Below are 22,193 nucleotides of genomic sequence, written 5' to 3'. Positions count from 1 at the left end.
CTCGAACCCGGACTCTCTCGAACCCGATTCCCCCGATACGCAACGCCCCCCAATCTATGACTTCCCCCATGCACGGCCGCTGCGCGGCCACACCCGCTCCTGCCCGCCCCACGCCTACCGCAGCCGTCTCCGACAGTCCGCGTACGCCTCGCGGAGCCCGCGCCTCATACCGGCCGATCTTCTCCGTCGTGGCGATGTCGTTCGTCGCCGCGATGATGGTCGCCACGAGCGTTCCCGCCCTGGCCATCACGGCGACCGACGCAGAGCCGCGTGCCTCGGTCTACGCTCCGAGCGAAGACACGGTGCACTACGAACCGCAGACCATCGAGGTCGGTGGCGACGGTGTCATGTCGACGCTCGCGGCCGAGCACTACAACGTCGAGGCAGCGCCACCGCCGATCACCTCGCAGGTCGCGAGCCTCGGCAGCGTCTCGCTCATCGACACCGGGGCGGTCGTCTGGCCTGTGCTGACTCCCGACCGGCGGAGTTCGGGTTTCGGCCCGCGTTCCGCGCCGTGCGCCGGCTGCTCGACGAACCATGACGGGGTCGACTTCAACCCCGGCAACGGAACCCCGGTGATGTCGCTCGCCGACGGCGTGGTCGTGCTCGCGACCGAGAGCGGCGGCGGCCTCGGAGTCAACGTCGAGGTGCAGCACAACATCGGCGGTGAACTCATCACGAGCTCGTACGCACACATGCAACTCGGGTCGCTCGCCGTCTCGGCGGGCCAGCGCGTCATCGCCGGGCAGCAGGTCGGCCTCGTGGGGACGACCGGCCAGTCGACCGGCCCGCACATGCACCTCGAGATGTTCGGCATCGACGGTATACGGTTCGACGGGTTCGCCTGGCTCGGCGCCCACATCGCCTGACGCGCTGATCCGCTGACGCGCTGACCTGCCTCGTCGGCCCCGGAACTCAGGCGCCGGAGAAGTGCGGGTCGCGCTTTTCGATGAAGGCGGCCACGCCTTCGCGCATGTCATCGGTGCGGAACGCGTCGCCGAACCCGGCGATCTCGAGTTCGCTCGCGCTCTCGGTGCGCCGGCCGGCCGCAGCGACGAGCACTCGCTTGGCGAGGCCGACCGCCGGCGCGGCGTTCTCGCCGATCTCGGCGAGCGTCGCCCGGGCGCCTTCGAACAGCGACTCGCGATCGGTGAAGGTGCGATTGACGAGACCCAGTGATGCCGCCTCGGCCGCATCGATGCGCCGGCCGGTGTAGATGAGTTCCTTCGCCCAGGCGAGGCCCACCGCGCGGGGCAAGCGCACCGTGCCGCCGAAGCCGGGGATGAGACCGAGGTGAGCTTCGGGCTGGCCGAAGCTCGAGACATCCGTCGCGTAGATGAAATCGCAAGCGAGGGCGAGCTCGAGCCCGCCGCCGAGCGCGAATCCGTCGACGCAGGCGATGACCGGAGCGGGCAGGCGTTCGATGGCGTCCGCGACACGGTGACCGAGCCGCGCCGTCTCCTCACCCTGCTCGGGAGTGAAGTCGGCCATGGCACGGATGTCGGCGCCGGCGACGAATGCCCGGTCGCCGGCGCCCGTGAGGATCACGCCGCGCACGGCGGCGCCGTCGGCGGCGAGGCCTTCGAACGCCCCGACGAGCGCCGTCAGCACGGCGGGCGAGAGGGCGTTCAGCGCTTTGGGTCGATCGATCGTGACGATCGCGAGGGCGTCGTCGCGTTCCACGCGGACTTCGGGTGCGGATGCCTCGGTACCGGTCTCGGCCATCGTCATCGATCCTTCCCGCACGGCCCGTTCCGTGTCCCGATCCACGGTACGCCATCGCCCGGGCCCCGGCGGGCGGGTAGAATTCGATCGAGGGTGCGGATGCTTGCGTTCCGCCGTTCCCCGAACTCTTCACCTGATCGCCTGCACCAAGGAGCCACTCATGCGACTCTCCAGTACGCGCCGTCGCGTGAGCACCGCTGCGGCGATCGCGGCCGTGACCGTGGCGCTCCTGTCGGGCTGCTTCCCGAACCCGGGCGAGCTCGTGAACAAGGGCCTCGAAGACGCCGTCGAAGACGCGACAGGCGGCGAGGTGAGTCTCGACGGCGAGTTGCCCGCCGACTTCCCAGAGTCCGTGCCCCTGATCGACGGCGAGATCGCATTCGGCGCCGGTGCCGGCGGCAGCGAGGGCTGGATCGTCATGATCACTTCGACGGCCGCCGATCCGGTCGCCGACGCCACCAGCACCCTCGAGGCTGCAGGGTTCACGAAAGACACGAGCGTGTCAGGCGAGGGTGCCGACGCCGTGGTCTTCTCCAACGGCGAGTACTTCGTGCTCGTGGCCGGTGACGGCGAAACCGTCTCGTACACCGTGACGCAGCAGCCGGAATGACGAGCCCGACGAACCGCATCGCCGCCGTCGTCATCTCGTTCTTGATCGGACTCGTCTACGGTGCCCTCGCGACGGTCGGCCACCGCATGACCCTGCAGATCGCAGACCTCACAATTCCACTGGGGCTCGTCGCCGCGCTCGTCGGTGTCGCGGCGCTGCTCCTCGGCATGCGCCTGGTCGCGGGCGGCCGGATCGCCGCCGCGGCCGCCGCTGCGGGCATCATCGTCGCGGTCGCCCTGCTCACGCTGCCAGGCCCCGGCGGGTCCGTGATCATCGTCGGAGATGTCACGGGCACCGTGTGGACGATCGCACCCGCACTCATCGCGGTGCTCGTGGTCGCATGGCCGAAGCTGCCCTCGACCGAGCCGCGTGACGCCTAGACTGAAGCTCCAGCCTTCCGAAGGGACAGCGAACCACCGTGACCTATGTCATCGCCCTTCCATGTGTCGACGTGAAAGACCGTGCGTGCATCGACGAGTGCCCTGTCGACTGCATCTACGAGGGTGAGCGTTCGCTCTACATCCACCCCGACGAGTGCGTCGATTGCGGTGCCTGCGAGCCGGTCTGCCCGGTCGAGGCCATCTACTACGAAGACGACCTGCCCGAGATCTGGGCCGACTACTACAAGGCCAACGTCGAGTTCTTCGACGACATCGGTTCGCCCGGCGGCGCGGCGAAGATCGGTGTCATCCCGAAAGATCACCCCGTGATCGCGGTGCTTCCTCCCCAGGCTCACTGAGCATGGCGCGCGGCGAGCTGCCCGACTACCCGTGGGACCTCATGGCCCCCTATCGCGAGCGCGCCGCGGCGCACCCCGATGGGGTCGTCGACCTGTCCATCGGTTCGCCGGTCGACCCCACCCCCGATTTCGTGCGCGAGGCGCTCGCGACGGCGAGTGACGCGCACGCCTACCCCCAGACAACGGGTACCGGCGAACTGCGCGGCGCCATCGTCGACTGGTTCGCGCGTCGCCGCGGCGTGACCGGGCTCACCGAGGCGAACGTGCTGCCGACAGTGGGCTCCAAAGAGCTCGTGGCGCTACTGCCGTTCCTGCTCGGCCTCGGCGAGGGCGACGTCGTCGTGCACCCACGCGCCGCGTACCCGAGCTACGAGATGGGCGCCGTGCTCGTCGGTGCGACGGCGATGGCCTCCGATGACCCGGCCGAATGGCCGGCCGCCACCAGGCTCGTCTGGCTGAACAGCCCGGGCAACCCCGACGGCCGCGTGCTCACGATCGACGAGCTGCGCGCTGCGCGTGAGCGGGCGCTCGAACTGGGCGCGGTCATCGTGGGCGACGAATGCTACGCCGAGCTGGGTTGGGAGGGCGAGTGGGCGGATGCCCCGGTGCCGAGCCTGCTCGACCCGCGGGTGATCGGCGAGAGCCGCCGCAACACGCTCGTCGCGTACTCGCTGTCGAAGCAGTCGAACATGGCCGGCTACCGCACCGCCTTCGTCGCCGGCTGCAGCACGGTCATCGGGCGGCTCACGACAGTGCGCAAGCACGCGGGACTCATGGTTCCACAGCCGTCGCAGGCGGCGATGGTCGCCGCACTCCGCGACGACGAGCACGTCGCCGCGCAGAAAGAGCGCTACCGATCCCGTCGCGCACTGCTGAAGCCTGCTCTCGAGGTGGCGGGGTTCCGCATCGACCGCAGCGAAGCGGGGCTCTACCTCTGGGCGACCGAGGGCCGCGATGCGTGGGACTCGATCGGGCGCCTCGCCGACCTCGGCATCGTGGCTGGTCCGGGCCATTTCTACGGCGTGCACCATCCCGAGCATGTCCGCCTCTCGCTGACCGCGAGCGACGCGCACATCGGACTCGCCGCCGAACGACTTGGGGCCGCCGCCGCGGCGTGACATCCGCTCGCTCGTCGCCGGCTTTCGTTTCGTCATTGTGGCCACCACCAACGGAAGCCGTGATCTGTTAGCGGATGTAACAGTGTGCTCAGAGCCCGTCTAGGCTGTAATCGGGCCGCGGACCCGCCCCTAACGGTCACGCCCGGAAAGCAGGTGACCGCGCAAGTGACGATCACAGGAGGCGCCGTGAGCGACGTCGTGAACAATGCGGCAGGGGAGACCCCCCAGACCGCAACCCTCAGCTTCGGCGACACGACCGCCGAGTTCCCCGTCCGCGCCGCCGTGCAGGGCAACTCGAGCATCGATGTGTCGACGCTGACCCGCCAGACCGGGCTCACCGCGCTCGACTACGGGTTCGTGAACACCGCCTCGACGCGATCGGCGATCACCTACATCGACGGCGAGCAGGGCATCCTCCGCTATCGCGGGTACCCGATCGAAGAGGTCGCTGCGAACTCGACGTTCCTCGAGGTCGCGTGGCTGCTCATCTACGGCGAGCTGCCGACGGCCGATCAGCTCGGCGAGTTCGATGAGAAGATCCGCCACCACACGCTGCTGCACGAAGACCTCAAGCGATTCTTCTCGTCGCTGCCGCACACGGCGCACCCGATGTCGGTGCTCTCGAGTGCCGTGTCGGCGCTCTCGACGTACTACGAGGACTCGACGGACTCGAACGACCCCGAGCAGGTCGAGCTGACCATGGTGCGCCTCCTCGCGAAGCTGCCGGTCATCGCTGCGTACGCCCACAAGAAGTCGCTCGGGCAGGCGTTCCTCTACCCCGACAACTCGCTGTCGTTCGTCGACAACTTCCTGAAGCTCAACTTCGGCAACATGGCCGAGCCGTTCCAGGTCGACCCGGTGCTCTCCACCGCGCTCGACCGGCTCCTGATCCTGCACGAAGACCACGAGCAGAACGCCTCGACGTCGACCGTGCGGCTCGTCGGCTCGACCGGCGCGAACCTCTATGCCTCGATCTCCGCCGGTATCCAGGCCCTGTCGGGCCCGCTTCACGGCGGCGCGAACGAAGCGGTGCTGCAGATGCTCGCACGCATCCGCGACTCCGGCGAAGGCGTCGAGAAGTTCGTCGAGCGCGTGAAGAACAAAGAAGACGGCGTGAAGCTCATGGGCTTCGGGCACCGCGTCTACAAGAACTACGACCCGCGTGCGACGATCGTCAAGCAGTCGGCCGATGAGGTGCTCGCGGGGCTCGGCGTGGCCGACCCGCTGCTCGACATCGCGAAGGAGCTCGAGCAGTTCGCCCTGCAAGACGACTACTTCAAGGAACGCCGGCTCTACCCGAACGTCGACTTCTACACGGGCGTCATCTACAAGGCGATGGGTTTCCCGACGCGGATGTTCACCGTGCTCTTCGCGATCGGCCGACTGCCAGGCTGGATGGCGCACTGGCGTGAGATGAACCTCGATCCGCAGACGAAGATCGGCCGCCCGCAGCAGCTCTACATCGGTGAGGCCGAGCGGCACTACCCCTCGGTCTGAACCGTCGCGCGTCGAAACGCCGGTGCTGCCTTCGGGCGGTACCGGCGTTTCGTCGTAGTGGCCGGCCACGCTCGCGCCAGATCGCCGTTGTCGTCTCGCGCGTTGCGCCAGCGACGGTGACTGTCGGCTCGATCGGCCGAGGTCAGCCGGCCGGGGTCAGGTACAGCGTCTCGTTCGCGGCCGCTTCCACGGCCTCGGCGGTGAACGCCCAGTCGCGAAGCTCGCCATGCTGCCAGAGGGGCGCCTGATCGGCGTAGTGCGGATGGAACGCGTGACCTGACGCACCCGTGAGGTTGATCCAGCGGGAGGCATCGCGATCGTCGAGGTCGACGACCATGCGCATCGACGGCACCCAGTCCACGCCGTAGCCGACCCTCGTATCCCACCCGATGGCGTTGACGATCGAGGAGCCGCCGCCGAGTTCGAAGGGTCCGCGGTTGAAGAGCCACTCGATCGGGGCGATGCCCGACTCGCCGAAACTCTGGTTGGTCAGCGTCAGGGTGTGCAGGCGGCCCCAGCGCCAGGAATCGGCGTCGCCGCCCATGCGGTCTTCAGCCTCGCTCCATGCCGCTTCGAGGGCGTGCGCGATCATCGCATCGCGGCCGACGACTCCTTCGTCGTCGTTGGTCCACCACGATGCATCGGGTTCGCCGAGGAGGGTGCCGACGACGTTGAACCAACGGTCGCCGCCCTGCGGCCGCGTCGATTCGGGCAGCTCGGCGAACATGCCGTCGAGGAGCGTGCGCCAGAAGACCGCGAAGTAGGCGGCCTGCGCGCTGTCGACATCGGCGTCGCCGTTCCAACCGTCGAGGAGGGCCGCACCGCGCGCGGCATCGCCCGTGAGATCGAGCGCGGCGATCTGCGGAAGCAAGGCGTTCGCATTCGCGTCGCTCGTGTCGAGCTGGATCTCCGCGAGCGAGTCCACGGTGAGCTTCTCACCCGCGTCGAGCTGTGCGTGAAGCATCCGGTCGATGGCCGAAGCACGATAGCCGTAGTCCCAATCTTCCGTGAGCATCGGGCCGTCGGGCCCGGCCGCCGGGTTGTTGGCCGTCACGATGTAGCCGGCGGCGGGATTCAGCATGGACGGCAGCTGATCGAACGGGATCGTGCCCTCCCAGCCGTTGGCGCTCGTCCAACCGGGCAGGGGCATCGTGCCGTCGCCCGACTTGCGCACCGGGATGCGACCCGGGGCCTGATAGCCGATGTTGCCCGCGACGTCGGCGTAGACGAGGTTCTGCGCCGGCACGTCGAAGAGCGCCGCGGCGGCGCGGAACGCGTTCCAGTCGCGCGCGCGGTCGAGCGCGAAGATCGCACGGGCCGAGTTGCCGGCTGTCAGCGCGGTCCACTGCAACGAGACCGCGTACTGCCCATCTGTCTGGCCGGATGCTGCGGGGAACTCGCTCGCGACCGCGCTGAAGTCCTCGCCGATATCGGTGACGATCGGTCCGCGTGCGGTGGATCGCACGGTGATCGTGACGGGATCGCCGCCCGCGACGTCGATCGTCTCCTCACGAAGGGTGAGCGGTACAAGGGCGCCGTCGAGCTCGTATGCGTCGCCGTCGATGCGCTCGAGGTAGAGGTCGGCGACATCGGGTCCGAGGTTGGTGAACCCCCAGGCGATGCTGTCGTTCTGCCCGATGATGATGCCGGGCAGGCCCGAAAAGGAGTACCCCGCGACGTCGAAACCGCACGCGTCGCTGATCGTGACGCAGTGCAGGCCCATCTGCGTCCAGATGGAGGGCATGGCCGGGCCGAGGTGCGGATCGTTGGCGAGAAGGGGGAGCCCGGATTCGGTCAGAGCGCCGGAGACGACCCACGAGTTCGAACCGAGGTCGCCGCCCTCGGGCCCGAGCATCTCGGGCACTCCGTCGATCGTCGCACTGAGGCTCGTGAGTGCAGCGGCGTAGTCGGAGCCGAGTCCGGATGCCGCGGCATCCGCTTCGCTCGAATCGCCCTCGCCTGTCGGGTCGTCATCGGTCGCGGCCAGCGGCGCGACCGAGAGCGCTGCCGGCGCCGCAGCGGGCGGCGGGCCCATGATCGTCGGCATCTGCCCCCAGGCGAAATCGGGGTGGAGCCGCGCGACCTCTTCGGGCGGGAGCACGGTCGACAGGAGTGCTCGATCGATCTCATCGCCGAGGTTCGAGCGCAGGTCCCACGCCATCGCCTTCAGCCATGCGATCGAGTCGACGCCCGACCATGGTTCGGGGGAGTAGCCGGGGCGCTGCAGACCGAGCACGGCGTACTCGAGGGAGAGGTCGGCGCCGCTGCGCTCGGCGAGGTAGGCGTTCACGCCCTCGGCGTAGGCGTCGTAGTACGCCTTCGACACCCCGTCGAGCTGGCCGTACTCCTGCTCGGCGATGCCTCGCCAACCGAGAGTGCGGATGAACGCATCGGTGCCCACCTGCGACTCGCCGAACAGCTCGGCGAGACGGCCGGCGGTGACATGGCGGCGGAAGTCCATCTCCCAGAACCGGTCTTGGGCGTGCACGTATCCCTGGGCGAAGAAGAGGTCGTGGTCGGTCTCGGCATAGAGCTGCGGGATGCCGGCGTCGTCACGGTAGACGGTGGCGGTCGCGGTGAGGCCCGGAACCTCGATGCGACCACTCGTCGTCGGGAACGACCGCTGCACGGTCCACCAGCCGACGCCGGACGCCACGACGGCGAGCACGAGCACGGTGACGAGCAGACCGATGAGGAAGCTCACTCCCCGATGCCGGCGGGTTCTCGGTGCGTCGGTACCCACGCCACTCCTTCGTGATGCGCAAGACGAGACCGCCCCGCGGCGGCCTGGGTCACAACTGTAGTCGAGAAGGTCGACGGCTCGGCATCGGCAACCGAAGCCCAGCCCTGCAGCTCAGGCGTGCAGTGATGCGTTCAGCAGGATGCCCTCGCCGGTGCGGGAGATGGCCTCGACTTGACCGTTCAGCGAGTTGCGACGGAACAGGAGGTTGGGCACCCCCGAGAGCACGACGGCCTTCACGGTGCTGGGGCGTGCACCCGCCCCGCCGAGCAGCACGACCTTGGTGCCCGCGGTCACGTAGAGGCCGGCCTCGACGACGCTGTCGTCGCCGATCGAGATGCCGATGCCGGAGTTCGCGCCGAGCAGCGCGCGTTCGCCGATCGTGACACGCTGGGTGCCGCCGCCCGAGAGAGTGCCCATGATCGACGCGCCGCCACCGATGTCGGAGCCGTCGCCCACGACCACGCCTTGGGAGATGCGGCCCTCGACCATCGAGGTGCCGAGCGTGCCGGCGTTGAAGTTCACGAAGCCCTCGTGCATGACGGTGGTACCGGGAGCGAGGTGCGCGCCGAGGCGCACCCGAGCGGCATCCGCGATGCGTACGCGGTCGGGAGTGACGTAATCGAGCAGCCGCGGGAATTTGTCGAGGCTCGTCGCCTGGATGCCGGCGCGCTGCAGGGCGGGCCGCGAACGGTCGAAGTCCTTCGGATGCACCGGTCCCGCGTTCGTCCAGACGACCGCGGGTAAGTGGGCGAAGATGCCGTCGAGGTTCACGGTGTTCGGCGCTGCGAGCAGGTGCGAGAGTACATGCAGCCGGAGATAGGCGTCGGCGGTGCCGGCGGGCGGTGCGTCGAGGTCGATCGTGACGTCGACGGCCTCGACGCGCACGTTGCGGCGTGCATCGTCGCCCGCGAGCGCCGCATGCTCAGCTGCGAGAGGGGACGCCTCGGTCCCGAGCCTCGGCGCGGGGAACCACGCGTCGAGCACCGTGCCGTCGCCGGCGATCGTCGCGAGCCCGGTGGCGGAGGCCGTGCGGGGAGGAGTGATGGCGTCGTCGTTCGCGGGCATGCCTCAAGAGTAGCGATGCGCTGCGCGTGTGACGTGGGGTGTCCGGCCCGGCTCTTGACCGAGGAGCGATGGATGCGATGGATGGAGTGCAGGACACGGCCGAGCAGTGGCTGCTAAACTTCACCGCATGACAGCGCTGTCCTATCCGGATCCGCCCCAGGTGAACAACGCACCGTCGATCCGCGCCGCCCGTTCACGACTCGCCGCTCTGCCCATCGCACTCGCGCTGCTCGTGTCGGCCGTCCTACCGCTGGCAGGGCCGGCGAATGCGGCACAGGCCTCGACACACTCGACGGACTACAGCCAGTACGTCAATCCGTTCATCGGCACCGAGGGCGACCACGGCCAGGACGGCCCCGGGGCGTTCGCTCCGTATGGGCTGGCGACCGTCACCCCGACGACAACGCCCGGCAACCACGTGGGGTACGAGTACACGGCTCGCACGCTCCTGGGATTCACGAACCTCGCACTCGACGGGGTCGGGGGTGGGGGAGGGGCGGGCGATGTGCTCGTCGTGCCCACCTACCAGAGCTACACGTCCCGGCCTTCGACGAGCAGCTACGGCAAGGCGATCCGGACGACCGACGGCGTCAAGGACGAGACAGCGACGGCCGGCTTCTACCGGGTCGGCCTCGACGAGTCGGGCAAGGGCATCGACGCCCAGGTGACCGCCGCTACTCGCACGGGCGTTCACGACTACGCTTTCGGCACCGGCGGCCACGCCTCCCTCGTGGTCGACCTCAAGCACACCGGTAATGGTCGCAAAGCCACCGACCTCACGATCGGGGCGAGCACGCACGGCAACACGACGATCTCCGGTTCCTTCACCGGCTTCTTCTACAACTCGTCGTACAAGCTCTACTACTACGCGGAGACCACGGTTCCGACGTCTTCCGTCCAGACGTGGGGCGGCGCTGGGCTCAGCTCCACCGCGACCACCCAGAACGGCACCGACATCGGGGCCGTTCTCAACTTCGACGCCGCTGCGGGCGAGCACGTGGGCCTGCGGGTCACGCTCTCCGCGGTGAGCGCAGAGCAAGCGGAACGCGACGCGGCCGTCGAGGTCGGCGGGAAGACGTTCGACGAGGTCCGCGCCGCGACGAAGAACGAGTGGAACGATCGCCTCGGCAAGGTCGACGTCGATGCCACCGCGACGAATGACCCCACGGGCGATCTGAAGGCACAGTTCTACACGCACCTCTACCGGCTCGCCGGCACCCCGATGAACGCGACATCGACGGATGGGACGTACCGGGGTGCTGACGGTGTCATCTACCAGGCATCGGGGTACACGCACTACGACTCGTGGTCGTTGTGGGATGACTTCCACAAGTACGCGGCCGTGGCCTCGGTCTTCCCCGACGTCTATCGCGACGTCGTCCAGTCGCTCGTCGACCTCTACGCCGGCGTCGCAACGAGCGGGAAGGGCTCGGTCGGGGGTCTGCTGCAGTCCGTGCCGACGGTGCGCTGGGAGCGCGCCCCGGTCGTCGTGGCGGATGCGATCTCGAAGGGCGTCCAGCTGCAGGGGCTCGAACAGGCGTACCCAGCGCTCGTCGCGCAGACCGGAAGCTCCGCGAGCCTGACGAACCTCGATTCCGTCGGCGGCGGTCTCCTCGGGTACTCCTACGACGCCTATGGTCTTTCGGTCATCGCCGACGCGATCGGCGAGACGACCGACGCCGAGCACTACCGCGTCGAGGGCGCGCGCTGGGCGAAGGCGTTCGATACCGACGCACTGACGAAGGACGGCAACGCGACCAAGGCGACCGGCGTCGCGGCAGGTGTCGACGAGGTCGGCCTCATCATGCCGCGATCGAGCAACGACGATTCGGCGGGCTTCACAGTGAAGAACCCGGAGAGCTGGAGCAGCGGTCTCTACCAGGGCACGCTGTGGCAGTACAACTGGTACGACGCCCAGGACCTCGGCGGCATGGTCGATCTCATGGGCGGCAAGTCGGAGGCGGCGAAGGCCGTGAACTTCTTCTTCGGCAACCAGGCGCCCGACGACTGCTCGCGCAATCTCCACCTGTTCGCCAACGAGATCTCGGTTCACGCGCCATTCCTCTTCAACTACGTCGGACAGCCCGCACAGACGCAGGACTGGACGTACCGAGCGGTCACCGAGCCGGTGTGCGTCCGTTACACCGCCGACGGCAGCAGTACGACGCCGTCGAAGCGCATGGTGTTCCAGAACGATCCCAAGGGCCTGCTCCAGACGATGGACAACGACGCCGGAACGATGTCGGGGTACTTCGTGTCGAGCGCGATCGGGCTGTATCCCGTGATGGCCGGAGGCGACTCGTTCCAGATCACGACGCCGATCTTCGACCGCACGACGATCGAGTACCCCGGGGGCAAGGACTTCGTCGTCGAGGCGCCCGGCGTCAGCCCGACGAATCACTACATCCAGAGCGCGACGCTCAACGGCCAGCCGCTGAACCGCACCTGGCTCACCGCCGCGGAGATGAACGCGGGTGGCATCCTGCACTTCACGATGGGCTCGAGCCCATCGTCATGGGGAGCCGACGGCGTCGCGGCGGACTCGCTCAACGACCATGTCAGCAGCGCTCTGTACCATCCGGCGGACGCCGTCTCCACGACGGCGCAGGTATTCGAGGAGTCCGGTGCGAACGACGGCTCGATCGACGACGCGATCGCCGTGCAGGTGAGTGGGGCGACGTTCACCGGCGAGATCGGTTCAGACCTGACTTCGCACGTCGAGGCCACCGGCGTGCCGACCGGCCTCACGCTCGTCGCGACGAAGTCGGGGACGAATACGCTCGACCTGACCTTGGCGGGCAAGGCGGCCCGCCACCTCGTCGATGATTCGACCGACGCGCTCGCCGTCGCCTTCGCGCCCGACGCATTCTCCGGCACAGCGCCCAGCACTGCCGAGCGGGAACTCGCCCTCAAGGTCCGGTTCGCCGGTCACCTCCTGACGCCGAGCACCACCACCCTCACTGCGGGCGCGCACGGCGCCGTGCGGAGCACGATCGACATCACCCTCAGTGGCGGCGCGACGTTCGCCGGCAAGAACCGCCCTGCGCTCTCGAAGGGAGCCGTCACGTTCCCCGGTCTCGACCCGGGCGTCCACGCCACCGTCAGGCGGATGAGCGACACCACGGTCCAGGTCACGTTCAAGGGAAAGCCGGAGAGCACGACGAGCACGCACTTCACAGCGCTGTTCGCAGACTCGGCACTCGAGGGTGCCACAGCGGCCCAGGTGACCGGTGCCGGGACGACGGCGCTCGTCCCGTTCACCGTGTCACCCTCCTCGAGCACGCGCTCCGAGCTGCAGTCCTTGTACGACGATGCGCACCTCGTGACGGTCGACGGCTATTCCGCGGCAACGTACGCGACGCTCGACGCTGCTGTCGCCAGGGCGAAGGCGGCGCTGGACGACGGGGCCTCGTCGGAGCGCACGCTTTCCACGGCCCTCGCCCTCTTGCGGGCCGCGGCCGATGGCCTCGCGATCAGTGGCGACAGCTACCGGGCGCTGCAGGCCGAGAGCTACGACCAGTGGTCCGGTGGTTCGCTCAAGACCGAGGCCGGCGGCAGTGGGACCAACGTCGGCGGGGTCTCGCCGGGGGCGTGGCTCGCGTTCCGCGGGCTCGACTTCTCCGAGTCCCCGCTCGCGTCGGTTGTGATCGACTACGCTCACAACCCCGGCTCGGCATCGGCGAGCTCTGCGGTCGAGATTCGCACCGGCTCAGCGACCGGTCCACTCGTGACCACGGTCCCGCTGCCCACCACGAACGGCTGGGCGAACTACACGGCGCTCGCGCACACGTTCACCGCGGATGAGATCGCGAAGCTCGCCGGTGTCAACGACGTGTACTTCGCGTTCACGGGTGCCCTCGCTTCGGGCCAGAGCTGGGTCGCGAACGTCGACTGGTTCCAGTTCCAGTCTGCGGCGGATACCGTCGAGACGTCGAAGACGGTCCAGTTCGAATCGCTCCGCACGGGCTACGGCATGCTGAACGCCGACGATTCGGGGCTCGTGGAAGGGACCGACTTCTCGGGTCCAGACCTCAAGACCGAGGCCGGATCGGTGGGTGGCCAGCTCGCCGGCACGAAGGACGGCGCGTGGATCCGCTACCGCGATGTCGACCTCGGTACTCGCAGCGCATCCACGCTCAGCGTGCGCTACGACGCGCCGACGAGCAAGGTGGTCGACGGTCGACTCGCCGTCTACGTGGACGAGATGTCCGGCGAGCCGCTCGTCATCGTCCCGCTCCAGCCCACAGGCTCGAGCTGGGGCACCTACGCCACCGCGAGGGTCGCGCTCCCGTCCGAGATCACCGGCAACCACACGTTCTACTTCGCGCTCCAGAGCACGCCGACGGCCACCCAGACCTACGTCGGCAATCTCGACTGGGTCTCGCTCGAGTACGACGTCGACAAGACGGCGTTGCACACGGCGATCACGAAGTACTCGCCTCTCGCCGCCGACGCGGGCTGGTATCTCGTGACCGACTTCGCGGTCTTCACTCGAGCGATCGACGCCGCGAAGGCCGTCGACGCGGACGAGGCCGCGACGACAGGCGGAGTCGCAGAGGCGCTGCGCGTGTTGAACGTCGCCGCCGGCCACCTGCAGTGGAAGGTCGTCAAACAGGTCGCCGACTGGCGTGCGAAGGCCGAGGCAGTCCAGGCCGACGAGGTCACGCCGGTGTCCTATCGCAAGCTCCAGAACGCGATCGCCTCGGCTGACGTGCTCGACGCGGCGACGAGCACCTACGACGAGTATGTGGCGGCGCTGTCCCGTCTCGTCAGGGCATACGAACGCCTGGTCGACGCCAAGCCGCATCGATGATCGCGACCGGGGCCTCCCGGTCATCCTGGCAGAGCTCTCCTTTGAAGCATCGATGACCGGCGCGGCATACGCCACCGACACGGCACTACTCGGCGCGCAGGGTCTCTGATTCGGGATCGTGTCTCTCCGTCGACCGGCGGGGAGTGAGACGCATCGGGAGCACAACGTGTTCGACAGGACGAGTGCGATCGGCGAGTCGTGAGATGGCCAAGCGGGCGGCGTGGTGTCCGACCTCTTCGATGTCTCCCGCCACGGTGGTGATCCCCATGACGCGTGCCCATTCGGGTTCGTCGATGCCGATGACGGCGGGCACGTCGCCCATGCCGATCGCCGACATCTCCTCGAGGACTCCGAGGAGGATCCGGTTGTTTCCCGCGACGATCGCCGTGGGCGGCTTCGGGAGCGCCAATAGCTCGCGGGTTCGTGCGCGGGATGAAGCGACATCGTGGGCATCATCCCGCAGAAGATCCCGCCATGACGATGACGCCGATCCGTCGAGGACTGCGGCCATGCCCTCGAGTCGTTTTCGATAGGTGGGAAGCCACGGGTAATCGCCGACGAACGCGATTCGGGTATGGCCGGTGTCGAGGAGGTGCTGGGCGGCGAGGCGACCGCCCATCCGATTGTCGAACACGACGGAATCAGCATCGAGATCGATCGCTGGGCGATCGACGAAGACGACCGGAACTCCGCGCGCCTGTACGTGCGCGTAGTCGGCATGATCCGACATGGCCGAGACGACGACGAGCGCTTTGGCCTGACGGCTGGCGAGGTCGTCGACGATGCGCCGCTCCTGCTCCGCAGACTCCCCTGACGTGGCGACGGTCAAGTGCATCCCCTGCTGGCGGATATCGTTCTCCACGCTCTGTGCAAGCGCGGAGTAGAACGGATTGGTGAAGTCGCCGGCGATGAGCCCGATCGACTCGGCGAGGTGTCCGCTTGCCAGCATGCTCGCCGCCGCATTGCGTCGATAGCCGAGGGCCGCCGCTGCGGCAAGGACTTTCGTGAGGGTCTCCTGGCTCACGTACCTTTCTCCGCCGAGCGCCCGTGATGCCGTCTTCAGACTCACCCCGGCGCGAACGGCGACCTGGGCGAGTGTGACCCCCTGTGCGTGCGCGTGTGCGTCCCGCATGACCCTCCTCGACGTGCGTCGGAGCAACGAAACGATATCTCCTGAGGCCATGGTCCCGACTGAGGCCCGCGGGGGCCGTCGAGTTCTCGGTGCATCCGAGTCGGTCGCTGCCGGCGACTGCCCGTTCACACCGCAGCGCTGCCGCGCCGGTCCGACCACCGCGCATAGACTCGGGGAATGCCCGCCGCATCACCACTCGCGCTCGATCTGAGCGCAGATTCTGTCGCCATCACGCAGTCGATCTGCGATGTGCCGAGCGTGTCGGGCGATGAGTCGCTGCTCGCCGACCTCGTCGAGCAGGCGTTCGCGGGGGCATCCCATCTCGAGGTCATCCGTTCAGGCAACACCGTCGTCGCGCGCACGAACCTCGGCCGCGAACGGCGGGTCGCGATCGCCGGGCACCTCGACACCGTGCCGATCAACGAGAATCTGCCGACCCGGTTCGAGACGGAAGACGGCGTGGAGTACCTCTGGGGGCGCGGCACGGTCGACATGAAGGCGGGTGTCGCGGTGCAGCTGAAGCTCGCGCTCGAGCTCACCGACCCGATCGTCGACGTGACCTGGCTCTGGTACGACAACGAAGAGGTCGCGGCCGACCTCAACGGGCTCGGGATGCTGGCCGGCACCCGCCCCGATCTGCTCGAGGCCGACTTCGCCATCCTCGGCGAACCCTCCAACGGGCAGGTCGAGGGCGGCTGCAACGGCACCCTCCGCGCGGAGGTGCGCACCACCGGGCTGCGGGCGCACTCGGCGCGCAGCTGGGTCGGCGAGAACGCGATCCACAAGCTCGCTCCGGTGCTCACCCGCCTCGCCGAGTACCGGGCCGAGACGGTCGAGGTCGACGGCCTCGCCTATCGTGAAGGGCTGAACGCCGTGCTCATCTCGGGCGGCATTGCGGGCAACGTGATCCCCGACGACGCCGTGCTCACCGTCAACTACCGCTTCGCGCCGAGCCGCAGCGTCGCCGAGGCGTCCGAATTCGTGCGCGAGTTCTTCTCCGGCGCCGAGGTGACCATCGTCGACAGCGCCGAGGGCGCGCGGCCCGGACTCGACGACCCGCTCGCGCAGCAGTTCGTGCGTGCCGTCGGAGCCGAGGCGCGCCCCAAATACGGCTGGACGGATGTCGCGCGCTTCAGCGCCCTCGGTATTCCGGCGGTGAATTTCGGCCCCGGTGACCCGCTCAAGGCGCACGCCGACGACGAGCGGGTCGAGGTGTCGCAGATCCGGCACGTCGAGGTCGCGCTCCGAGCCTGGCTGACCGGTGCCACCGCCTGAGCGCGGCGATCCGAACGAGGCACGCATGAGCACGTCGTCGGACGCCCTCCGCGAATCCGACCCGTTCCGCGTGACGCGCTGGTCGCCTCGCGTGCGTTGGCGGATCGCGCCCTGGTGGGCGAAGGTCGCGCTCATCTACCTGGGCGCGCGCGTGATCACGACGGTGATGGTGCTCGTCATGGCGAGCGCGCAGGGCGCGAACCCGTGGACCGGAGCGAAGCCCGGCTACTTCGAGTACGCGAACCTCTGGGACGCCAGGTGGTACCAGATCATCTGGCTCGGCGGCTATCCACACGAGCTGCCGCTCACCGGGACGGGGCACGTCGCCGAGAACGCGTGGGCATTCCTGCCCGTCTACCCGGTGCTCGTCGGAGTCGTGACCTGGTTCGGGGTGCCGTGGAATGCGGCATCCGCGGTCATCGCCTTGCTCGCCGGACTCGGTGCCGCCCTCGTCGTGCACCGGCTGATGTCGCGCTTCATGGAGCCCGACCGGGCGCTCTTCGCCGTCGTGCTCTTCTCGGTGGCACCGGCGTCGCCGATCATGCAGTTCGGATACGCCGAATCCCTCGGCCTCCTGTGGCTCGCCCTCGCGCTGCTCCTCCTCGTCGATCGACGCTACGGATGGCTCGTGCCCGTGATCACCGTGTGGGCGTTCACGCGCCCCGGTGCGCTCGCATTCGCGCTCACCCTCGGCTTGCACTGGCTGTGGCGGTGGTTCTCGCGGAAGCACGACCCGTTTTCGATGCGGGAACGCGTGCTCGCGGCATCCGTGACCGTGTTCGCCGGCCTCGTCGGCCTCGCGTGGCCGGCCATCGTGTGGGCCGTGACCGGCGAGCTGCACGGGTACACCGCCACAGAGCTCGCCTGGCGTTCGGCCTACATCGGCTACCGGGAGCTCGTGCCGTTCACGGCCTGGTTCCAGTCGGGCGACTGGTGGCTGGGCCAGCCGTTCGGAACGATCGCGGTGGCTGCGCTCATCATCGGGTTCGCGCTCGTGCTGTTCCTGCCTGCGGTGCGCCGGCTCGGCATCGACCTCCGCCTCTGGTTGGCGAGCTACGCGCTGTACCTCCTCGCGGTGTTCTTTCCGCAGTCGAGCACCTTCCGCATCCTGGCTCCGATGTTCCCCATTTTGGGTGCGTTGGCGCAGCCGCGGGCCGGATGGTACCGCTGGGGCGTGGTAGCGCTTTCCCTCTTGTTGCAGCTGGGCTGGTTGCTCATCGCATGGGGGATCGACGGCCGTGACTGGACGCCGCCCTGATCGGAGCACGAATCCGCTGCCTCGACCTTTCGCTCAAGCTGTCGAATCGGTTCAACCGGGTTGCCCACAAACTCGCGGCGATTTCCCAGCGCCGCCTGTGATGGCCGATAATAGAAGCTCAGCCACGAAAGGGGAGCTCAATGGCGGCCATGAAGCCACGCACCGGAGACGGGCCAATGGAGGCTGTGAAGGAGGGTCGGCTCATCATCGTTCGAGTTCCGCTCGAAGGTGGAGGGCGCCTCGTCGTCTCGGTGAACGACGCTGAGGCCAAGGAGCTGCACGACGTCCTCGGTGGCGTTGTGAAGCCCGCCTGAGTCAACGTCACTCCTCGAATCGAGCCCCGAGTCGCCTCGGGGCTCGAGTCGTGTCACGGGGTATGTCACGTGCCGTCAGACGAGTACGACTTTGCCGGTGGTCCGCCGCTCCTCCAGCTCGCGGTGCGCTCGCGCGGCCTCGGCGAGCGGCACCCGGTGGGTCAGCACCTGCCACGTGCCCGCGGCCGCGAGTGCGAGCGCACGCTCCTGATACGGTCGCATGTCGCCCGGCCGGGGCGCGCCCGGCCCGACGGCCGGACGAATCTCGATGCCGGCGGTGGCTGCGCGGTCGGCCTCGGCGAACGGGTTCGCCGCTCCGGATGCCCAGCCGTAGACGACGAGCCGACCGCCTGAGGTGAGCAACGATGCGGCCGCGGATCCCAGTTCGCCGCCGACACCGTCGAAGACGATGGTGGCTCCGACGTTGGTGGCTCCGACGTCGGCGGCTCCGAGTGCGGTTCCGGTCGTCGGGAGCCAATCGGCGAGCCGGTGGTCGACGACGGTCAGGCGTGCCCCTGCATCGGGCGCGAGCGACTCGACGACCCGCACCTTCGCCTCACCGCCGACGAGTGCCACAACGCGCGCGCCCGCGGCGAGGGCTGTCTGTACGAACAGCGATCCGAGGCCACCTGCCGCGGCCGTCACGACCACGATGTCACCGCGGCGGAGCGTGGCGATCTCGAGTGTGTATGCCGCCATGCGGCCGGTTCCGATCATCGCGACCGCCTCCGCCTCGTCGAGGCCGGTGGGAATCGGATGCAGCGCCTCGGCCGGGGCGACGGCCAGGCGCGCGTACCCGCCGCCATCGGGCGTCGCACCGAGATGTGCGGCGACGCGACGCCCCATCCACGCAGGGTCGACCCCTTCGCCGACCTCGACCACCGTGCCGCCGACCTCGCGGCCGGGAATCGTCGGCAGCGTCGGGAGCCCGAGCGGGCCGCTGGTCTCGCCGCGACGCAGCGTGGTGTCGAGCAGGTGTACGCCGTGCGCGCGCACCGAGATCAGGACTCGGCCGGGGCCGGGTGCGGGGTCGGGAACATGCTCGAGGACGAGGTTCTCGGGCGGGCCGAACGAGTGCAGGCGAATCGCTTCCATTCGGCGAGTCTCCAACTTCAACCTCTGTTGAGGTCAAGTCGGCGCGCGCGTCAGGCGCCGAGCTTCACGATCTGCAGCAGTCCGTCGCCTGCCGGCGAGATGGCCGTTGCGACCGCGGTCGAGGTCGCGAGCTCGGCGACGAGCGTGCGATAGGCGCTCGCCGACTCGTCGCGACGCGCCGGGTCGGCGACTCGACCTTTCCAGAGGGCGCGAGCCACGAGCACGATGCCGCCGGGCTTGGCGAGGCGCAGTCCGTGCTCGGCGTACTCGATGACCGACGGCGCGTCGGCGTCGATGAAGACGATGTCGTACGAGCTCTCGTTCATGCGGGGCAGAACCTCGCTCGCGCGCCCCGCGATCAGGCGCACGCGTGCGGCCGCGATGCCGGCATCGGCGAAGTGCTGGCGGGCATGCTGCTGGTACTCGGTCTCGGTGTCAATCGAGGTCAGCAGCGCCCGGCGTGCAGTCTGGAGCATCCAGAGCCCTGAGACGCCGACGCCGGTGCCGACCTCGATGATCGACTCGGCGCGTGAAGCGGCGGCGAGCACGGCGAGCTGCGCGCCGACAGCGGGCGAGACCGGTTCGATGCCGAGCTCGAGTGACTGCTGGCGCGCCTTGGCGATCGACTCGGTCACGGCGACCGAGTCGTCGACGTACTTCCAGTTCAGGTCGTGATCGGACACGTGGCGGCTCCCCGGGATGACTCTTCCAGCCCCTAAGCCTAGAGCGCGGGCGGCATGGTCTCTGCACGCCTCGCCGCCGACTATCCTGTAGGGGTGTTCGGTCTGACGTTCGAGAAGCTCCTCATCATCGGGGTGATCGCCGTCTTCCTCCTCGGGCCAGAGCGGCTGCCGCACTATGCGGCGCAACTCGGCCGACTCGTGCGATCGCTGCGCGACATGGCCAACGGTGCGAAAGACCGCATGCGTGACGAGATGGGCTCCGATTTCGACGATGTCGACTGGAAGAAGCTCGACCCGCGCCAGTACGATCCACGTCGCATCATTCGTGAAGCACTGACCGACGCCGACCCGTTCGCCGACGAGAAAGCGGCGCCCGTCGTGGCGCGCGCCTCGGTCAACGAGAACTCCGCCTACCTGCAGCGCGAGCGCAAGCGGGAACCACTCGGCGCCGACGAGACGGCACCGTTCGACTCCGAAGCGACCTGATCGGCACCGTCTCGGGGTCGGCACCGTCTCGGAGTCGGCAGTGTTCCGCCTCAGCGCATCCGCAGCGTCTTCATGGCCTGCGCCAGCAGGAGGAGGAGCGGCACCTGCTGTTTGTACTCGCCCGCCGAGCGGGGCAGTTGCAGGAGTCCGGTCGTCGACGAGATCGTAACCGGCTCCACGAAGCGGAGCAGGCCCATCTCGCCGTTTCGCCGGCCGAGGCCGGACTGCTTGACCCCGCCCATCGGCGCGGCCACCGAGGCGAACGACCCGCGATAGCCCTCATTGATGTTGACGCTGCCGGCCTGGAGGGCGTCGGCGACACGTCGGGCCCGTCGGGCCGAAGTGGTGAAGACGGCCGCGTTCAGGCCGTAGTCGCTCGTGTTCGCCGCGAGCACCGCCTCCTCGTCGCTGCCGACGAGGTAGAGCGAGGCGATCGCACCGAAGGTCTCCTCGGCGTAGACGTGCATCTCGGGGGTGACGCCGCTGAGCACAGTCGGTTCGAAGAACCACGGTCCGATGTCGGGTCGGTGGTTGCCGCCGACGAGCACGGTCGCGCCCTTCGCGACGGCGTCGTCGAGGTGGGCTCGCACTCGAGCGAGCTGTGCGGCGCTCGCGAGCGATCCGAAGTCGGCGTCGAAGTCCAGGCCGGAGCCGAGCTTCGCGCGGCGGAGCCAGTCGACGAGCGCGCGCTGGAACGCACCGGCGACCTTCTGGTGCACGTAGATGCGCTCGACCGATACGCAGACCTGGCCCATCGCTGAGAATGCGGCGTGTGCGGCATTCGCCGCGGCCGTCACCGGGTCGACGTCGTCGAGCACGAGGAGGGCGTTCTTGCCGCCGAGCTCGAGCGAAGCGCCGACGAGTCGCCGGCCGGCCTTCTCTGCGATGGTGCGGCCGGTCGCGGTCGAGCCGGTGAAGCAGATGTAGTCCGCGACATCCGTCAGTGCTTCGCCCACCTCGGCCGCGGGGCCGGTGACGACCGCCCACAGCGCTGCAGGCACGCCCGCGTCGATGAACGCGCGGCGCAGCGCGAGAATCGAGAGCGCACCCTGGTCGTCGGCCTTCTGCACGACACCGCAGCCGGCCGCGAGAGCGGGCACGACGTCCATGGCGGCGAGGCTGAGCGCGAAGTTCCACGGGGTGATGACGCCGACGACGCCCTTGGGAGCGAATCTCACACGGGTGGTCGCGACGGTCGGGAGCCCTGAGCGCACCCGTCGGCCGCCGAGCACTCGGTGTGCGGCGAGCGCGTTGTACCGGGTGACCGAGACGGCGGCGAAGATCTCTTCGAACGCCTGACCGCGGGTCTTGCCGCTCTCGAGCTGGATGAGGTCGACAAGCATCTCCCGACGCTCGAGGATGAGGTCGTGTGCGCGCAGCAGCACGCGTCGGCGTTCGGCGAAACCGGCTCGGGCCCAGGCGAGCTGCGCGAGACGGGCGCGAGCGACGGAGTCGAGCACGTCGTCGGCGCTCGATCGCGGCAGTTCGTGCAGCGTCTCGCCAGTCGAGGGGGTCGGCACGGGGATGGTCTCGGAGCCGGAGGCGACGACATCGTCGGTGAGGCTCTCGAACAGTTCAAGGGAGGCCGTGGGGGCGCGCATGGGCACAGTCTAGGACAATTGACCCACTTCGCCGCCGGA

The 22,193-nt window shown here is 68.7% G+C and carries 18 protein-coding genes; 11 read left to right on the top strand and 7 right to left on the bottom strand.

Going from position 1 to position 22,193, the window contains the following annotated elements:
- The first annotated feature begins 194 nt into the window (after window positions 1–194).
- Window positions 195–869: a M23 family metallopeptidase gene (locus AC1C2R_RS19440; protein ID WP_495381112.1), complete on the top strand. Its 675-nt coding sequence runs from the start codon at window positions 195–197 to the stop codon at window positions 867–869.
- A gap of 46 nt (window positions 870–915) precedes the next feature.
- On the opposite strand, the gene AC1C2R_RS19435 is transcribed toward AC1C2R_RS19440, so the two are convergent.
- Window positions 916–1,725 carry an enoyl-CoA hydratase/isomerase family protein gene (locus AC1C2R_RS19435; protein ID WP_495380984.1) on the bottom strand — a complete coding sequence of 270 codons (810 nt, stop codon included), beginning with the start codon at window positions 1,723–1,725 and terminating at the stop codon, window positions 916–918.
- Between the two features lie 160 nt (window positions 1,726–1,885).
- Here AC1C2R_RS19435 and AC1C2R_RS19430 point away from each other — a divergent pair, with 160 nt between their 5' ends.
- From AC1C2R_RS19430 to AC1C2R_RS19410, 5 genes are all read left to right on the top strand, one after another.
- A complete protein-coding gene (locus tag AC1C2R_RS19430; RefSeq protein WP_495380983.1) occupies window positions 1,886–2,335 on the top strand; it encodes a hypothetical protein in 450 nt (149 codons plus the stop codon).
- On the top strand, window positions 2,332–2,715 hold the full coding sequence (locus tag AC1C2R_RS19425) for a DUF6113 family protein (protein ID WP_495353461.1): 384 nt from the start codon (window positions 2,332–2,334) through the stop codon (window positions 2,713–2,715). The genes AC1C2R_RS19430 and AC1C2R_RS19425 overlap by 4 nt, the downstream gene beginning before the upstream one ends.
- A 38-nt stretch (window positions 2,716–2,753) precedes the next feature.
- Complete coding sequence (fdxA, locus tag AC1C2R_RS19420; protein WP_495353462.1) at window positions 2,754–3,074, top strand: ferredoxin; 321 nt, start codon at window positions 2,754–2,756, stop codon at window positions 3,072–3,074.
- A 2-nt stretch (window positions 3,075–3,076) separates the two neighbouring features.
- Window positions 3,077–4,192: a succinyldiaminopimelate transaminase gene (gene dapC, locus AC1C2R_RS19415; RefSeq protein ID WP_495380982.1), complete on the top strand. Its 1,116-nt coding sequence runs from the start codon at window positions 3,077–3,079 to the stop codon at window positions 4,190–4,192.
- A 186-nt stretch (window positions 4,193–4,378) separates the two neighbouring features.
- Window positions 4,379–5,689, top strand: a complete 1,311-nt coding sequence (locus AC1C2R_RS19410; protein WP_495353464.1) for a citrate synthase — start codon at window positions 4,379–4,381, stop codon at window positions 5,687–5,689.
- 142 nt (window positions 5,690–5,831) lie between these two features.
- Here the strand turns inward: AC1C2R_RS19410 and AC1C2R_RS19405 are convergent, their stop codons facing one another.
- Together AC1C2R_RS19405 and dapD are read right to left on the bottom strand one after the other, a co-directional pair.
- The gene (locus AC1C2R_RS19405; RefSeq protein ID WP_495380981.1) at window positions 5,832–8,432 is read right to left on the bottom strand and encodes a penicillin acylase family protein; all 2,601 of its coding nucleotides are present in this window, start codon (window positions 8,430–8,432) and stop codon (window positions 5,832–5,834) included.
- Window positions 8,433–8,543: 111 nt separating this feature from the next.
- The gene (gene dapD, locus AC1C2R_RS19400; RefSeq protein WP_495380980.1) at window positions 8,544–9,497 is read right to left on the bottom strand and encodes a 2,3,4,5-tetrahydropyridine-2,6-dicarboxylate N-succinyltransferase; all 954 of its coding nucleotides are present in this window, start codon (window positions 9,495–9,497) and stop codon (window positions 8,544–8,546) included.
- Window positions 9,498–9,624: 127 nt separating this feature from the next.
- Between dapD and AC1C2R_RS19395 the strand changes: the two genes are divergently transcribed.
- The gene (locus AC1C2R_RS19395) at window positions 9,625–14,310 is read left to right on the top strand and encodes a GH92 family glycosyl hydrolase (protein ID WP_495380979.1); all 4,686 of its coding nucleotides are present in this window, start codon (window positions 9,625–9,627) and stop codon (window positions 14,308–14,310) included.
- A gap of 85 nt (window positions 14,311–14,395) precedes the next feature.
- Here the strand turns inward: AC1C2R_RS19395 and AC1C2R_RS19390 are convergent, their stop codons facing one another.
- Complete coding sequence (locus AC1C2R_RS19390) at window positions 14,396–15,442, bottom strand: LacI family DNA-binding transcriptional regulator (RefSeq protein ID WP_495380978.1); 1,047 nt, start codon at window positions 15,440–15,442, stop codon at window positions 14,396–14,398.
- A gap of 177 nt (window positions 15,443–15,619) precedes the next feature.
- On the opposite strand from AC1C2R_RS19390, the gene dapE reads away from it, so the two are divergent.
- The 3 genes from dapE to AC1C2R_RS19375 all read left to right on the top strand — a co-directional run bounded on the left by dapE (window position 15,620) and on the right by AC1C2R_RS19375 (window position 18,289).
- A complete protein-coding gene (dapE, locus tag AC1C2R_RS19385) occupies window positions 15,620–16,717 on the top strand; it encodes a succinyl-diaminopimelate desuccinylase (protein WP_495380977.1) in 1,098 nt (365 codons plus the stop codon).
- 25 nt (window positions 16,718–16,742) lie between these two features.
- Window positions 16,743–17,975 carry a hypothetical protein gene (locus tag AC1C2R_RS19380; protein ID WP_495380976.1) on the top strand — a complete coding sequence of 411 codons (1,233 nt, stop codon included), beginning with the start codon at window positions 16,743–16,745 and terminating at the stop codon, window positions 17,973–17,975.
- Between the two features lie 140 nt (window positions 17,976–18,115).
- A complete protein-coding gene (locus AC1C2R_RS19375; RefSeq protein ID WP_495353471.1) occupies window positions 18,116–18,289 on the top strand; it encodes a DUF3117 domain-containing protein in 174 nt (57 codons plus the stop codon).
- Between the two features lie 75 nt (window positions 18,290–18,364).
- Here the strand turns inward: AC1C2R_RS19375 and AC1C2R_RS19370 are convergent, their stop codons facing one another.
- Together AC1C2R_RS19370 and AC1C2R_RS19365 are read right to left on the bottom strand one after the other, a co-directional pair.
- The gene (locus AC1C2R_RS19370) at window positions 18,365–19,384 is read right to left on the bottom strand and encodes an alcohol dehydrogenase catalytic domain-containing protein (RefSeq protein WP_495380975.1); all 1,020 of its coding nucleotides are present in this window, start codon (window positions 19,382–19,384) and stop codon (window positions 18,365–18,367) included.
- Window positions 19,385–19,434: 50 nt separating this feature from the next.
- The gene (locus tag AC1C2R_RS19365; RefSeq protein ID WP_495353473.1) at window positions 19,435–20,067 is read right to left on the bottom strand and encodes an O-methyltransferase; all 633 of its coding nucleotides are present in this window, start codon (window positions 20,065–20,067) and stop codon (window positions 19,435–19,437) included.
- A 54-nt stretch (window positions 20,068–20,121) separates the two neighbouring features.
- On the opposite strand from AC1C2R_RS19365, the gene AC1C2R_RS19360 reads away from it, so the two are divergent.
- Window positions 20,122–20,553, top strand: a complete 432-nt coding sequence (locus AC1C2R_RS19360) for a twin-arginine translocase TatA/TatE family subunit (protein WP_495353474.1) — start codon at window positions 20,122–20,124, stop codon at window positions 20,551–20,553.
- A gap of 50 nt (window positions 20,554–20,603) precedes the next feature.
- On the opposite strand, the gene AC1C2R_RS19355 is transcribed toward AC1C2R_RS19360, so the two are convergent.
- Complete coding sequence (locus AC1C2R_RS19355) at window positions 20,604–22,154, bottom strand: succinic semialdehyde dehydrogenase (RefSeq protein ID WP_495380974.1); 1,551 nt, start codon at window positions 22,152–22,154, stop codon at window positions 20,604–20,606.
- Window positions 22,155–22,193 lie beyond the last annotated feature (39 nt).

Source organism: Agromyces sp. Y182, assembly GCF_059445385.1.
The sequence above is the reverse complement of the archived record's forward strand: the minus strand, read 5'-3'. Positions and strand labels throughout refer to the sequence as shown.